The organism is Novosphingobium anseongense, assembly GCF_037482895.1.
GTDB classification, from domain to species: domain Bacteria; phylum Pseudomonadota; class Alphaproteobacteria; order Sphingomonadales; family Sphingomonadaceae; genus Novosphingobium; species Novosphingobium anseongense.
Map to the genome: position 1 here is coordinate 310,122 of NZ_JBBHJZ010000005.1, position 15,096 is coordinate 325,217.

13 protein-coding genes are annotated in these 15,096 nt (G+C 66.2%); 6 read left to right on the forward strand and 7 right to left on the reverse strand.

What is annotated here, in order from left to right:
• Window positions 1-160 precede the first annotated feature (160 nt).
• Both WG901_RS21090 and WG901_RS21095 read left to right on the forward strand, forming a co-directional pair.
• Entirely contained in the window at window positions 161-1,426 is a 1,266-nt protein-coding gene (locus WG901_RS21090) for an MFS transporter (RefSeq protein WP_339589095.1), read from the forward strand.
• A complete protein-coding gene (locus WG901_RS21095) occupies window positions 1,419-2,249 on the forward strand; it encodes a DeoR/GlpR family DNA-binding transcription regulator (protein ID WP_339589096.1) in 831 nt (276 codons plus the stop codon). Before WG901_RS21090 ends, WG901_RS21095 begins: the two co-directional genes overlap by 8 nt.
• Before the next feature lie 22 nt (window positions 2,250-2,271).
• Here WG901_RS21095 and WG901_RS21100 read toward each other — a convergent pair whose 3' ends face one another.
• The 7 genes from WG901_RS21100 to WG901_RS21130 form a co-directional block, all read right to left on the reverse strand.
• Window positions 2,272-2,841 carry a TetR/AcrR family transcriptional regulator gene (locus tag WG901_RS21100; protein ID WP_339589097.1) on the reverse strand — a complete coding sequence of 190 codons (570 nt, stop codon included), beginning with the start codon at window positions 2,839-2,841 and terminating at the stop codon, window positions 2,272-2,274.
• 102 nt (window positions 2,842-2,943) lie between these two features.
• Window positions 2,944-4,749, reverse strand: a complete 1,806-nt coding sequence (locus WG901_RS21105; RefSeq protein ID WP_339589098.1) for a tannase/feruloyl esterase family alpha/beta hydrolase — start codon at window positions 4,747-4,749, stop codon at window positions 2,944-2,946.
• Window positions 4,750-5,252: 503 nt separating this feature from the next.
• Window positions 5,253-6,047, reverse strand: coding sequence for an SDR family oxidoreductase (locus WG901_RS21110; protein WP_339589099.1), 795 nt, complete (start codon window positions 6,045-6,047; stop codon window positions 5,253-5,255).
• A gap of 109 nt (window positions 6,048-6,156) precedes the next feature.
• Window positions 6,157-6,975: a phytanoyl-CoA dioxygenase family protein gene (locus tag WG901_RS21115; protein WP_339589100.1), complete on the reverse strand. Its 819-nt coding sequence runs from the start codon at window positions 6,973-6,975 to the stop codon at window positions 6,157-6,159.
• Between the two features lie 81 nt (window positions 6,976-7,056).
• On the reverse strand, window positions 7,057-8,316 hold the full coding sequence (locus tag WG901_RS21120) for a spinster family MFS transporter (protein ID WP_339589101.1): 1,260 nt from the start codon (window positions 8,314-8,316) through the stop codon (window positions 7,057-7,059).
• Window positions 8,317-8,484: 168 nt separating this feature from the next.
• Entirely contained in the window at window positions 8,485-9,216 is a 732-nt protein-coding gene (locus tag WG901_RS21125; RefSeq protein ID WP_339589102.1) for a nitroreductase, read from the reverse strand.
• A gap of 244 nt (window positions 9,217-9,460) precedes the next feature.
• Window positions 9,461-10,144 (reverse strand): TetR/AcrR family transcriptional regulator, encoded by a 684-nt coding sequence (locus WG901_RS21130; RefSeq protein WP_339589103.1) that lies wholly within the window; start codon window positions 10,142-10,144, stop codon window positions 9,461-9,463.
• A 276-nt stretch (window positions 10,145-10,420) separates the two neighbouring features.
• Here WG901_RS21130 and WG901_RS21135 point away from each other — a divergent pair, with 276 nt between their 5' ends.
• The 4 genes from WG901_RS21135 to WG901_RS21150 all read left to right on the forward strand — a co-directional run bounded on the left by WG901_RS21135 (window position 10,421) and on the right by WG901_RS21150 (window position 15,060).
• A complete protein-coding gene (locus tag WG901_RS21135; protein WP_339589104.1) occupies window positions 10,421-11,233 on the forward strand; it encodes an enoyl-CoA hydratase-related protein in 813 nt (270 codons plus the stop codon).
• A 212-nt stretch (window positions 11,234-11,445) separates the two neighbouring features.
• Window positions 11,446-12,966, forward strand: coding sequence for an acyl-CoA synthetase (locus WG901_RS21140; protein ID WP_339589105.1), 1,521 nt, complete (start codon window positions 11,446-11,448; stop codon window positions 12,964-12,966).
• A 58-nt stretch (window positions 12,967-13,024) separates the two neighbouring features.
• Window positions 13,025-14,287 (forward strand): acetyl-CoA C-acetyltransferase, encoded by a 1,263-nt coding sequence (locus WG901_RS21145; RefSeq protein ID WP_339589106.1) that lies wholly within the window; start codon window positions 13,025-13,027, stop codon window positions 14,285-14,287.
• Entirely contained in the window at window positions 14,287-15,060 is a 774-nt protein-coding gene (locus WG901_RS21150) for a crotonase/enoyl-CoA hydratase family protein (RefSeq protein ID WP_339589107.1), read from the forward strand. The genes WG901_RS21145 and WG901_RS21150 overlap by 1 nt, the downstream gene beginning before the upstream one ends.
• The last annotated feature ends 36 nt before the right edge of the window (window positions 15,061-15,096 follow it).

Sequence of the window (15,096 nt, forward strand, 5' to 3'; positions counted from 1 at the left end):
GACACGTATGGATTGATTCTAAGCAATAACGATCAATCGGCTCCACGGACTAAGCGCCTCCATCGAGGCAGGCGCAAGACGCGAGAAGCCGAACGGCAAGGCATGGATTCGGTTCGCGCCGACGTCCCGGTCTCGTCAGGCCGAAGGGAGATGCAGGACAATGGATAAGCTCGCGCCGGAGAACAGCCAGCACCCCTGGCGGGATACAATTCTCGCCGGCCTTGCCAACTATATCGACGCGGGCTCGATCGTCGCAGGATCGGTCGCGCTCGCCCTGTGGAAGGAAGCCTATTCACTTACCGATGGTTTCGTCGGCCTGATCGCGGCCTTTTCGGCGAATGCAATTTCGGCCGGCATCGGCGCTCTGGTCGGCGGCTGGCTCTGCGACCGATATGGTCGCAAGCGGATCTACCAGTGGGACATGCTGGTCTACGCGGCGGGCATGACCCTGCTGGTCCTCGCGAGCGCTCCCTGGATGATCGTCACGGGCTTCGTGATCGTCGGCCTCGCGGTCGGCGCAGATATCCCCGCGAGCTGGTCGCTCATCGCCGAACAGGCGCCAGACGGCGAACGGGGCAAGCACTCGGGCGTGGCCCAGCTGCTCTGGTACCTCGGCCCTGTCGTCGTACTCCTCATGAGCCTTGCCCTCACCGACCTCGGCATTCTGGGCGCGCGGATTGTCTTCGCGCACCTGCTGGTCGTCGCGCTCGTCCTGACGCTGATGCGCTCGCGCATGCGCGAATCCCGGGTCTGGGAAGCAGCCCGCGACGATCCCGACCGGTCGCGAGCGTCCTGGACGGTACTGTTCAAGGGCCAGTACCTCGTCTCGCTCGCGAGCCTCGTTGGCATGTACGGCTTCTGGAACCTGTGGGCGGGAACAAACGGCTTCTTCTTTCCCTACATCCTGCGCACGGTCGGAGCCGCCACGCAGGCCCAGAGCGTCGCCATTCAGGCCTTGAGCTTTGGTCTCGGCATGATCTCGATCTACGTGATGTTCATGCGGCTCTCGGATCGGGTCGACCAGCGCCTCCTGTTCGGAGCTTCGGCCGCGATCCAGGTCGCTGGAATGGCGCTACTGGCGGTTCTGCCCCTGACCCTGCCCGTCGCCCTGCTCCATGTCCTGCTCATGCAGTTCGGCGGCGCGTTCGGCGCGCAGAGCTTCTTCCAGCTGTGGAGCTCGGAAATGTTTCCGACGCTGCTCCGCTCCACCGCGCAGGGCATAGCCTTCGCGATCGTGAGGATCGGCCTGGGCATTTTCAGCTTCTTCGTGCCGTGGCTCACCTCCACCGGGTTCCACACGCTCGCCTGGATCCTGACGGGCTTCCTTGCTGCCAGCGGTCTGATCGGAATCCTCTGGGCTCCCCGGAACGCGGGAAAATCACTCGCCGAACTCGAGCGCGAACGCGAAGGGACGGTCAGTGGTTGATCGTAGTGTGTGGCTCCACGCCGAACAGCGCGAGCGGCATATCCTCGGGGTTGTCGAGGATACCGGCTTCGTATCCTATCGCAGCCTCGAACAGCAGCTGACTGTCGCTGCCTCGACGATCCGGCGAGACCTCGCCCGCCTCGCCGCGGCTGGCCTGGTCGAGCGAGTCTACGGCGGTGCGAAACGGATCGAGACCTCAGGCACGCCCACGCGCCATGGTGACGGCCAGCGCCCCGGGCGAACGGCGCGAGCGCCTGGAGTTCAGGCGGGACCATCGGCGCCGGACCATGCCCCGCAGGATCGTGCGATCGGCCTTGCCGCGGCAGGCCTGTGTGATCCAGGCGAGGCCATCATGATCGATGGCGGCGCGGCCACGTTGCAGATGTGCGAGCATGTCGGCCATCTCGGCCTCCAGGTGCTGACCAATTCACTGGCCCTCATCAATGCCCTGGCGGCACAGCCCGAGACCCGGATCATGGTGCCATCGGGCTCGCTGTTCCGAGAGCAGAACCTAATTCTGGCGCCGTCGGGCGAAACATCGATGCCCCGCTTTCACGCGCTGAAGCTATTCCTCGAAGCGGGCGGCATCGGCCCCCACGGCCTGATGCATCGCGATCCGTTGCGCGTAGCGGCACAGCGCGAAATGATCGGCCGGTCGGAACGGCTTATCGTCTTGGCCAGCAGTGAGAAGTTTCTCGCAGGATCGGGCGCGATCGTCTGCGGGCTCGAGGAGGTCGACATCCTCGTGACCGATGGCCCATTGCCGGTGGAGGCCCTGACGCTGCTCACGAAGCACGCGATCAAGATCATCGTTGCGCGCTAAGACGCAAGACAGCGCAATCGCCTCAGGCGGCGGAGGCGAGAAGTAGGCGCTCGCAGAGGTCGCGGAGCGGCATGTCCTCGAGTTCGACGAGCGTGGGCGCGACGCGCATGTAAGAATAGAGCAGGACGGCGCGCGCGCGCGCCTCTTCGGGCGCGAACCCGCAGGCAATGAATATCTGCGCCTTCATGCGCAGGCGCAGTTCGTCGACTTCCTGCAGCGCCTTTCGCGCGCGTTCGTCATGCCGCGCCCATAGCCGGAGCGGGAGGCCGACGGGATCGGTGTCCTGCAGATGGAACGGCAGGCGGACAAGACGCTCCAGCCGTGCCAGAGGCGACTCGAGGCTGCCGACATATTCAAGGATGTCGACGGTATTCTTTCGCCGCCAGTGCTCGAGAATGGCCTCGAGCAGCTCGTCCCGGTCCTTGAAATGCCAGTAGAAACTACCTTTGGTCACCGATAGCGCCTTGGCCACCTGCTCGACCCGAACCCCATCGATGCCGTGCAGCCCCAGAATCTCCATCGCGGCCTCGATCCAGCGTTCGCGCGTGAGGCGAACGCCGCTGCCGGATGGGCGGCTCGTTTCGTCTTTCAAGGTTTCCATGGCCTACCGTTATCGCAGCTGTACTCTCGCGTCACGCATCGTTCCCTCAATCTCCGCGGCGGCCCGGGGAGTGCCCCAAGCTTGGCCGCGCCTCTATCGCCGGACGCCAGACTGCAGGCCCGAGGCGCCCAGCTGCAGCATGCGAGTGTCGGACGCGCGGCATTCCCAGTTCTCCGCGCGCTTGATGTCGCCGGTTCCCTTGTAGGCCGCCATCTGTGGAAAGGCGCAGAGCGGCATGGTCCTGAGCGCGGGGCGGGACCAGTCGACCTTGCCCATCAGGAGGTTGTTGAATGCCGGGTCGAGTTGGCGTGCGAGCAAGGCGTTGGGAGCCGCCCCCTTCTCCACCCAGTCCTCGAGCGCGCTGGCGGCATCGAAATTACTCGGCCCGTCGCCGCCCATGCCGCAATGCCCGGTTCCTGGAACGCCGAAGAAGCGGATGCGCGTACGAAGGCTGGCGTAGCCTCCGTGCCGCTCGGCGAGCTCCTTGTAGGCGTTGATCGACATGAACGGCGTCAGGATCTCGTCGCTGAGATTATGATACCACAGGAGCCGGGCCTTACTCTTGAGAAGCTTGGCGAAATCCTCGGGCATCACCGTGCCCCGCCGCAGGACGCCGAGATATTTCCGATAGGCGGCGGCATCGACGACGGCGTGCAGTGCGTCGATCTGACCCGGGCCGCCTTCCCGCGCGGTCGCGAGCGGAATCCCGTCGAACGCCTTGCCGACAAGGAAGCGCATGTCGGCATCGATGGGCATGCCGGCCGGAACGGGCGCGACGAAGCCGTAGCCTTGGTCGCTCATCGGCATGCCTGGCTGCACGAGATTGCCGGCCGGGTCGGTTACGCCCGCGAAATAGAGGCTGACGCTGTCGGCCTGGGCCTTCGAGAGACAGGTATCGCCCGCTTCGCCCGGACGGCAGATAGGAACATCGCGCGGATGGATCTGGCAGGCCGCCGGGTTCTGGATAAGGCCGTCCTTGACGCCGTCGAGCCCGTCGCAGACGTCGAGCACGCGCGACTTGAGCAAGCCAATCTGGCCCGGGGTCAGCTTGGCGGGGGCCGTGTCGCGCGCGAAGAGCGCGCGCGCCATGCCGTGCCAGAGGATGCCCGATTGGTTCACCACCGGCGAGCCGGCGATGATGCCGTCGAACTTCTCAGGAAAGCGCGTGGCGGCGATCAGCGCCTCGCGTCCGCCCTGCGAGCAGCCGCTGAAATAGGAACGGGTGATCCGCGCGCCGGCGCCGTTCACGCGGCCATAGAATGCCCGGGTATAGGCCTTCCCCATGTCGGCCATGACGAAGTCTGCGCGGAAGAGATAGTCCTCCAGGGCATCGACATCCAGTGAGCCGTCGGCAGCCTTCAACCAGTCCGAGCCCATAGCCACGGGGCTGGCTGCCACGTGCCCCAGGTCGTTGCCAAAGGTAGCGTAGCCCTTCTCGATCAGCTGTCCGGGATAGCCCTGCGCCGTGATCGTGATCGGCGGGGCGGCCGGATCGTTCATCAGGAGATAGCCGCAGGACCCCGAGCAGCCTAGCTGAAGGTACTTGCCGTTCCAGCGCTCGGGAAAGGTCGCAAGGAAATGGGCCTTCTTGCCCGTCTTGGGATTGGTCACGTAGCTGCCCGTGACCTGGCAATAGGCGGGGACGCGGCCAGCGGCGGGGACGAGCTTCGTGCCCCGCGGCAGCTGGGGACCGTTGGGGACCTGCTTGACCTCGATGCCCGCGCCGAGCCCCGCCACGACCGCCGTCATCGCCTCGGGCGTGCAAGTCGCGGCGAAGTCGGCCGAGGGCGGCGGACCGGCGGGGTCTTTGCGCGAGGCGGCGCCAACCGCGGTTACGGCCGCGACCGCGCTGACCGCCGCGACGGCTCCGAGAAGGATCTTTCGGCGATGTGCCTGCATTTTCGCGTCTCCCAAAGGGCATTTCACCATCTGACGGCGAAGTGCATGGACCGGAGAGACGAGTCAATACGCTACCGTATGTACATATTGGCCAAGCTCATGAGAGCCTCGGAAAAGGGCGCAAAAAACGTCAAGAATATCGACACAACTCGAATGGCGGACAACGAGGGGCCCAATTGGGGGTGACATACCCGATCGTACTGTCGAGGAGTAGCCGGGTGCACCGCGTGCCTTATAAAACCCGACGCACCAGACACTTGCGCAACGACGTTTGGCTTCAAGCGATTTCCTGCCCTGCAATCGCCAACGGGCGGGCGCCACCGGGCATGAGCGAACCGCGCGACATAGGCCCGGCCGTATTCGACCTCTCAACATTGGCGGTGCACCAGATCACAGACCAGGCAATCGGCATCGAGACGATCTTCCCGGCAACGTGATCCGGGCAAGAAACAATGGCCGCGCTCGCGCGCGGCCCCTATTTCTTCTGGCTATGGCCCGCGCGCTTACTTAGGAGGCATGCGGATCGCGCCGTCCAGGCGGATCAGCTGGCCGTTGAAGTAGGTGTTGCGCATCAGCTCGAGCACGAGCGAAGCGAACTCCTCGGGCTTGCCGAGGCGCTTGGGGAACGGCACGGCCTTGCCCAGACCGTCGAACACCGCCTCGTTCAGTTCCTTCACCTTGAGCATCGGCGGCGTCGTGAAGATGCCCGGCAGGATCGCGTTGACGCGGATGCCGAGGTCCATGAGGTCACGCGCCATCGGCAGGACCATGGCGTTGATCGCGCCCTTGCCGCCGCCATAGGCGACCTGGCCAATCTGACCGTCCTGCGAAGCCGCCGACGAAGTGAGGATGATCGTGCCGCGCTCGCCATCATCGCCCATCGGCTCGGCGCCGGCCATGCCCAGCGCCGCGATCGAGGCGACGCGGTATGAGGCGGTGAAGATGCCCTCGGCCGCCTTGGCGATCTGGTCGGTGGCCATGCGCTTGTAGCCGCCCGTGGTCTTGTCGAAAGAGACGGTCTTGCCGCCGCCCGCAACCATCGCGCAGTGCACGACGACGCGTTCCTGGCCATGGGCAGCGCGCGCCTTGGCAAAGCCCGCCTCGACGCTCGCCTCGTCCGTGATGTCGACCTTGCAGAATAGGCCGCCGATTTCCCTGGCGAACTCTTCGCCGGCTTCCTCGCTGATGTCGAACACGGCGACCTTGACGCCCGCATTGGCAAGAGCCTGCGCGCTGGCGCGGCCGAGGCCCGAAGCGCCGCCCGTGACGACCGCGGCGATAGTATTGTCGATCTTCATGTTAAACTCCCGGTAACTGGCAAAGGAAGCCGGCGAAGTGGCCGGTCACAGCGCGTGCGCCGAACCTGGACTCGCCCAGCCCGGATCGGATCAGCGAGCGCGAGGCAGATCAGCTGAGCGCGCCGAGATGGGTTTCCCAGTTGATCGTGTCGTTGTGGGAATGGGTGAAGCCGATCGACCGCTCGAAGTCGACGCAGGCCTTGCTGCGGAAGGCGGTGATGTAGGTGCGCCGCCAGCGATCGGGCGAGACGTTGCCGCCCGAACCGTGGATGATCATCTCGTCGTGAACGGTGATGTCGCCGCGCTGCAGCGGCAGTTCGACGATCGGATCGGCGTCGGTGAGCTCGACGCTCAGGATATGCGATTCCTCGCGGTCTCCCATCAGCGGACGATGCGGACGCAGCCCCTTGCGATGCGAGCCCGGCACGACCTTGAGGCAACCGTTCTCGGCATCGGCAGCGTCGAGGGCGAGCGAGCAGGTCGCGGTCTGGGTGTCAGGCGTTCCAGTCGGCCAGTAGCCAAGATCCTGGTGCCAGGTGAACACGGCATCGGGCTTGGCGGGTCGTTTGGCGAGGAACTGGTCGTAGTCGAGGGTCGCCGTCACGCCCAGAAGTTGGCGGGCGATCGAACCCGTGCGCCGCTCGTAGAGATTGCCCTGGAGCCCGCTGTCGTACTTGCGGGGCAGGACGGCGTTGACCAGCGCGAAGTCCTCGAACTTGCGATCGTAGGGCCCCGACATGTCGCAGAAGTCGCGGCCCATGTTCGGGACCTCGCCGCGGATGAAGCGTTCGAATTCCTGCTCGAGCGGCGCCAGCTCCTCCTCGCTCATGACGCCGCGCAAGATGACGTAGCCGTCACGGTGGAATTGATCGATTTCGTCGGGAGAAAGGCGATAGTCGTCGCCCTTGCGGCCGTAGTCCTGGGTCATCGCTAAATCCTTGCTTCGAAGAGTTTCAATTGGCCTGGTCTTGCCAGGTGAGCCGACCCGCACCCGGGGTCCGTCGCCCGATCACGATTTCCGGCGCTTCATCACGCGGGCGACGCCCAGATGTCCGACGAAAGCGAAAACGAAGGCCGGAGCGAGCGCGAACATCGCGACCTGCAACGGTGTGGCAGCCCCGCGCGCGGCCGCGCCATCGCTGACGGCGCCGATGAACAGCGGACCGCCTCCCAGGCCGACTATGCCCAGGATGAACAGCAGGAAGGCGGAGGCCGTGCTGCGCTGGGCAGGAGCGACACTGTTCTGGACGATCGCGAGCGCGGGCGGCAGGTAAGAGGCGTAGAAGGCGAAGGGAACCGAGAGGAAAACGAGAGCCCATTGCCAGGTGTCGGCATGGACGCCCGCGATATAGAACGGCACCGACACGATGAAGGCAGCAGCCGGGACGAGCCCATACATGCGGCGGTCGCGCTCTCCGAGCCGATCGATCAGAAAACCGCTGGCAAGGGTGCCGATGGCCGCGGCTATGCCAGAAACGAGGCTGTAGTAGATCGCCAGGTCCGAAAGGGCCATGCCCTTGGTCCGCATGAGCATCGCCGGAGTCCAGCTCAGCATGGCATAGCCGATGAAGGCGGAGATCGCGGCGGCGAACGTCGTCGTGCGCAGGGTGGCGTCGGTGAGGAACAGCCGAAGGGTCGTAGCGATCGGCACGGTCTCGACCGGCCCCGCGTCGAGCCGTCCCCGCTGAGGCTCGCGGACCACCAATAGCAGCGCGAGCGCGTAACAGAGCCCCAAGACGCCGATCGCCATGAAGGCCGCGCGCCAACCGTAGGCCGATGCGATCCATCCGCCCAGCGCGGCGCCGGCCGTCGTACCGATCGGCACGCCGAGCGAATAGAGCGCCAGAGCGCCACCGCGGCGTTCGGGCGGAAAGTAGTCGGCGATGATCGAATAGGACGGCGGTGAACCGCCAGCCTCGCCGACGCCCACCCCGATCCGCGCGATAGCCAGCTGGGTAAAATTCTGCGCGAAACCGCAGGCGCCGGTGAACAGGCTCCACAGCGCGCAGGCCACAACGATGATCCGGACGCGATTGCTGCGATCGGCGAGCCAGGCGACGGGAATGCCGAACAGGGTGTAGAAGACCGCGAAAGCGAGACCCGATAGCAGGCCGAGCTGGGTATCGGTCAGCCCGAGGTCGGCCTTTACCGGCTCGGCCAGAATTGACAGCAGCTGGCGGTCGAGAAAGTTCAGGCTGTAGGCGCCCGCGAGCATCGCGACGACCAGAGTCGATCCGCGCTGGCGAACCTGCGATGCCTCGATATCCATCTTCCCACCTCTTCTCGTTACAAAGTCCGCCGCCCCTTTGCGGGGTCGACGCCCGGCATCACCTACCACGGCGGGCGCGGCGACGCCGTCATCCCTGACGGAGCGCACACTTCGCGCGGCGCGCCCGCGCGAGGCGCGGCCCGCCTTCGCGCGTGATCGCCAGGGTCATCACTCGTCGAGCCAGGTGATGGATTCGGAGAAGGGTGCGCGGCGCGAGCGGAACTGGTTCACCGGATTGTCGCGGTCCGGGTAGCCGATCGAACCGCCGACGACGAAGACGGTATCGTCGGGAATGCCGAACAGGTCGCGGATCACACCGCAATGCTGCGCGAGCGCGGCCTGGGCGATCATGCCGAGCCCGAGGGACTCGGCGGCCAGCAGCAAGTTGCCCAGGTAGAGCCCGCAATCCATCGCGCCATAGGTGCCCATCTCGCGGTTGGTGTGGATCAGGAGCGCGTGGGGCGCGCCGAACAGGCGCTGGTTTTCGCGGGCTTGGCGCGCCGAAGCTTCGCGATCGCCCTTGGCTACGCCCGTGCTTTCGTAGAGCTGCCAGCCCACTTCGCGCCGGCGGTCGAGACGCGCCCCCGAATAGGTGTCGGGAAAGGCGAGATCGGGCGCCGCGAAAGGTTCGGGGCTGTCGAAATCGGCGAGGAGCGCCTCACGCAGCCGCTGGGTCGCGGCGCCCGAAGTTATGGTCACCTGCCACGGTTGGGTATTGGCCCAGGACGGGGTCATCTGGGCGAGGGTCACCATCTGCTCGAGAACCGCACGGGGTACCTCGTCGGGCAGGAAGGCGCGGCAGCTGAAGCGGCGCTCGAGCAGATCGGCGAGCGACCGGAACGGCGCGGTGCCGTCCTCACCCAGCTTCGCCCGAATGTCCTGCCGTTCGATCGAACCCACTGCCACATTCCTTTCCCGAAGAATTGCGAAGGCTCCACGACGAAGCCTGCAAGCCGGCGGCAGCGCGAGGCTGTTCCACGATCCGGCGAGGCGGCGCTATGCCAGCACTCGCGAATTTAATAAATAGATTAATTTATAAAATCGCGAGCGAAGTTCGAGCCCGCATCGCGACCTCCCCGGGTCGCATCGCGCGGAGAGTATGTCTTGCCCGGTACGACGCCGCGCGGCTTAAGTTTGAAATGGCTCAGGGGCGGGTCTTGAGGCCTGCGAACAGAACGTCGACGATCGAGGAGCTGAGCGAGGACAGATAGCCCTCCGAGCCCATATCGACGTCGTAGAGCTTCTGCACGAGAGGCCCCAGGCTGAAGGTCAGCGACACGGTCGAGGTCACGATGTTGGTGAGGTCGTGCAGCGGCAGGTCGCGAATCAGGCCGCGCTCCTGCGCTTCGCGGATGGCATCGTCGAAGACCTTGAAGCCGGGGGCGATGAATTCCTCGATCAGCCATTGCAGACGGTCGCTGTCGGCTATGCTCTCTTGCATGACGATCCGCGCGTAATCGGGCTCTGCGGCATTGGCGGCCGCCAGATTGCGGATCAGGAGTTCGAGCTTGGCGACGGGATCGAGCGGCGCGTGCTCGAGCCGGGTCGGCGCGAACATCGGGCCGCGACGACGCATGAGACGGGTCACTGCTGCGCGCCAAATCTTGTCCTTGGAACCGAAATGGTAGTGGACCATCGACTGGGTCAGGCCGGCCGCCTTGGCGATGTCGCCGGTGCTGACGGCCTCGAACCCATGGCGCGCGAAGAGTCGGATCGCGGCTTCGAGCAGGCCGTCGCGCGTCTCCTGGGTGTCGAGCGCCGGACGCGCCGGCCGGCCGCGGCCGCGCTTTTCGGACGCACCACCCGCCGATTTGGATCCTGCCTGCAATACCGCCTCGCTCGTCTCGTTTCACGCCCTCGTGCCGTCGCGGTCGCCGCGGCAGGTCGTCACCAGTTCAGAACACTGCCCGGACCTCGCACGCCCCCTGCCCCTAGCATCCACGTCGTCGGCGCAGAAGTTTTTAATAGATCTATTGATTGAATTCGCCTGACGTCACACAAGGAGTGCCGTCGGTTAGTGACCTGGGCGCCGGGCATGACCGCCTATCGAGGACGCGCCTGCCCACAGACGAGCCCGTCCCAGAGCAGCAGGAGTTACTCCCCCGTGCCGAACGTCCCTTCGCAAGACGCCCTCTCGCAGCCGGTTGCGGTCACGCGTGATGGCCCGGTGAGCTGGGTGACGATCAATCGCCCCGAGGCTCTCAACGCGCTCGACGTCGCGACGCACTATGCGCTTCACGATGCCTTCGACGCCTTCGCCGCTGATCCAGAGCAGCTGATTTGCGTGGTGACGGGCGCAGGGCCCCGTGCCTTCTGCGTGGGCTCGGACGTCAAGGCCGCGGCCGCGGCCGACACTGCCATCGCTACCTACCCCGCCTCGGGCTACGCCGGTCTCACCACGCGCTTCGACTGCGACAAGCCCTTCATCGCCATGGTCAACGGCCTCGCGCTTGGCGGTGGCTTCGAGATCGCGCTCGCCTGCGACATCGTCATCGCTGCGGAGACGGCCCAGTTCGGCCTGCCCGAACCCCTGGTGGGTGCGATCGCCCTCGCTGGCGGTCTCCACCGGCTCGCGCGCCGGATTCCCTATAACCTCGCGATGGGCTTGATCCTGACCTCGCGGCGGATCGATGCGGCCGAGGCCTTGCGCCAGGGTCTCGTCAACGAGGTCGTCGCTCCCGAAGAGCTGGCGGCAACCGTCAAGCGCTGGTGCGACGACATTCTCAAGGCCTCACCCGTCGCGATCCAGGCCTCGAAGGCGATCGTGCGCCAGGGCCTCGCCGAACCCGACGTCGAAACGGCGCTCGCGCGGCAGGCCGCTTATCCCGCGTTCGAGCGTTGGAAGAACAGCGCCGACTTCGCCGAGGGCTTGCGGGCCTTCGCGGAGCGTCGCCCACCAGCCTGGACCAACAGCTAGAGCCACGTCGCGCGGCACAGCCACGGATGCATATGTCCCGTAGCAGCCAGCTGGGCCTCTAGAGCGGACGCGGCGGCGGCGCGACACCGGCCGCGATTGCGCGATTCCATTTATAAATGCGACAAAAATTGACCTTGCCTTGATACGCAGGCGGCGGATCTGTCTCGTGGCGGCAACCCCCGAAGCGGGGATCATTGTCAAGAAAGCCAAAGATGCATTCCGCCGCACACGCCCGCTCGACGCCGGACAAGCTCGCCTTGATTCTGCCGGATCGCGGCATGGAGCTGGACTTCAGGACGCTTGAAGCCCTGTCGAACCAGACCGCACACCTGCTTCGCGCCAAAGGCCTCAAGCGCGGCGACGTGGTCGCTGCGCTATTCGACAACGGTCCCGAAGTCTTCATCCTGGGAGCGGCAGCGCAACGCGCCGGCCTCTACCTCACGTCGATCTCTACCAAGGTCAGCGCTGGCGACATCGCCTATATCCTGGAAGACAGCGACGCGCGCATCCTGATCGCGTCCGACGAGAACGCCGCGCTCGCCCGCGAGGCCAACGCGGCGTCGGACCGACCGCTCTTCGCCTGGTCCTTCTCCAAGGCCGGTGTCCCAAGCTGGAGCGAGCTTGCGGCCAAGGAACCGGAAACGCCGATCGCGGATGAAAGCGCGGGAACCGACATGCTCTATTCGTCGGGCACGACAGGTAGGCCCAAGGGCATCAAGTTCCCGCTTCCCGATGGGCCGGTCGACGAAGAGACATCGCTCATGGCGATGGGGCGCACGCTTTATGGCATGGGGCCCGACACGGTCTATCTGTCGACCTCGCCGCTCTATCACGCGGCGCCGTTGCGCTGGGCGCTCGCGGTCGTTCGCATGGGCGGCACCGTCGTCGTGATGGAGCGCTTCGATGCGGCCCGCACCCTGGAGTTGATCGAGCGCTTCAAGATCACCCACGCGACTTTCGTGCCGACCCATTTCGTGCGCATGCTCAAGCTCCCCGAGAATGTCCGCGCGCGCGCCGACGTTTCCTCGCTCGAAGCGGTGATCCACGCCGCCGCGCCCTGCCCTGTTCCCGTCAAGCAGGCGATGCTCGACTGGTGGGGGCCCATCGTCCACGAATACTATGCCGGGACCGAGACCTGCGGCATCACCTCGATCGGCCCCGTCGAATGGCTCGAAAAGCCGGGATCGGTCGGCCGCGCGGTCGTCGGCACGCTGCGGATCACCGACGACGAGGCCAATCCGCTGCCCGCCGGGCAGACCGGGAATGTCTGCTTCGCTGACGGACCGCGGTTCGAATATCACAAGGACCCCGAGCGCACGGCCCAGGCCTACGACCGCAACGGCTATGCCTCGATGGGTGACATCGGCCGGGTCGACGATGACGGTTATCTGTACCTCACCGACCGCAAAAGCTTCATGATCATTTCGGGCGGGGTGAACATCTACCCGCAGGAAATCGAGAACTGCCTGACGGTTCACCCCAAGGTTGCGGACGTTGCCGTGATCGGCATTCCCGACGACGAGATGGGCGAAAGGGTCCTTGCCGTCGTGCAGCCCGCCCCCGGCGTGGTTGGCACCGAGGGCCTCGCCGACGAGCTCCAGGCCTATGCCCGCCAGCACCTCGGCGGGGTCAAGGCGCCGCGCCACTTCGCGTTCCGCGAGGATCTTCCGCGCGAGCCGACGGGCAAGCTCATGAAGCGCCGGCTCGTCGAAGAATTCCGCCCGAACGCCTGAGCCGGGCGACGCCTACCAATTCTGGAGCGCCAGCAAGCGCCCCATCGAGGAGATCGACGTGACAAACGCCTATATCATCGACGCGGTGCGCACGCCGCGCGGCATCGGCAAGGTCGGCAAGGGTTCGCTCGCCCACCTGCACCCCCAGCATCTCGCCGCGACGGTCCTGCGTGCGCTCGCCGAACGCAACGGCCTCGACACGGCGAAAGTCGACGACGTGATCTGGTCGACCTCGGCCCAGCGCGGCAAGCAGGCCGGCGATCTGGCGCGCATGGCCGCGCTTTCGGCCGGCTACGACACCAAGGCGAGCGGCGTGACGATCGATCGCTTCTGCGGCGGCGGCATCAGCGCCGTGTCGCTCGCTGCCGCGGTCGTCGGCTCGGGACAGGAGGACTGCGTCGTCGCCGGCGGGACAGAGATGATGAGCTATACCAACACGCTCACCCAGGAGGAGCTCGCGGCAGATCTCGACGTCTACGGCATGGGCGCCGGTCATGCCGCGCTCGACGCGCTGCACCCTCAATCGCATCAGGGCGTCTGCGCTGACGCTGTCGCGGCGCGAGAAGGGATCGGGCGCGCCGAGCTCGACGCCTATGCGCTCGACAGCCAGCGCAAGGCTGCCAAGGCGATCGCCGAGAAGCGCTTCGCCCGCTCGATCGTGCCCGTCCTCAACGAGGACGGCAGCCTCGCGCTCGATCATGACGAATTCGTCCGGCCCGACACGACGATCGAGGGCCTGGGCGCGCTTCGCGCCTCGTTCGACGGTGCCGCCGACATGCCCTCGGGCCATGGTACGAGCCAGCGCGAGCAGATCCAGAAGCGCTACCCGGACCTCGACTGGCAAGGCGTTCACCATGCGGGCAGCAGCTCGGGCGTGGTCGACGGCGCGGCCGCGCTGCTCCTCGCCTCGGGGAACTTCGCGCGCGACAACGGCCTCAAGCCCCGCGCGCGGATCCTTGCCGCGGTCAATATCGGCGACGACCCGACGCTGATGCTCAACGCGCCGGTCCCCGCCGCGCGCAAGGCGCTCGCGCGCGCTGGCCTCACGACCGACGACATCGACGTCTGGGAGGTCAACGAAGCCTTCGCGGTCGTCGCCGAGAAGTTCATTCGCGATCTCGGGCTCGACCGCAGCAAGGTCAATCCCAATGGCGGCGCGATCGCGCTCGGCCATCCGATCGGCGCGACCGGCGCCATCCTCGTGGGCACCGCGCTCGACGAGCTCGAGCGCACGGGCGGGCGCTACGCCCTCGTCACCATGTGCGCGGCGGGCGGCATGGCGCCCGCGATCATCATCGAACGCGTCGAGGAGATCGCCTGATGTCCCAAACGATCGAAGCTCCGGTGCTTGTCGAGGAGCACGAGGGCGTTCTCGTCGTGACGCTCAACCGCCCCCAGGCGAAGAACGCGATGAACCTCGCCATGGCCCTCACGATCGCCGAGGCCATGGATCGCCTCGATGACGATCCTCGCCTCCAGGTCGGTATCATCACGGGCGCCCAGGGCAGCTTCTGCTCGGGCATGGACCTCAAAGCCTTCCTCGCGGGCGAGCGGCCCAGCGTGGGCGATCGCGGTTTCGGGGGCCTCGTGCAGAGGCCCCCGCGCAAGCCCCTGATCGCCGCCGTAGACGGCTATGCCCTCGCCGGCGGGATGGAACTCGCGCTCGCATGCGATCTCATCGTTGCGAGCGAGAACGCCCGCTTCGGCATTCCCGAAGCCAAGCGCGGGCTCGTCGCCGCGGCCGGCGGACTGATGCGGCTACCCCGCCAAATGCCGCACCGCCTCGCCCTTGAGCTCGCACTGACCGGCGATTTCCTCGAGGCACCACGCGCGCACGACCTCGGCCTCGTCAACCGGCTCACGCCGGGGCGCGCTCTGCCCTCGGCCCTCGATCTTGCGCGCCAGATCGCGGCCAACGGTCCGCTGGCGGTCCAGGCCTCGAAGGAACTGATCAATGCCTCGCGCCTGTGGGGCGAGGAGGAGATGTGGGATCGCCAGGCCGGCATCACCGAGCCGGTGCTGGCCTCTGCCGATGCGATCGAGGGCGCGGCGGCTTTCGCGGAGCGCCGCGCGCCGCAATGGACGGGAAGCTGAAAGGCCGCGCGCCAGCGCTTGCCAGGACTGCGCCTA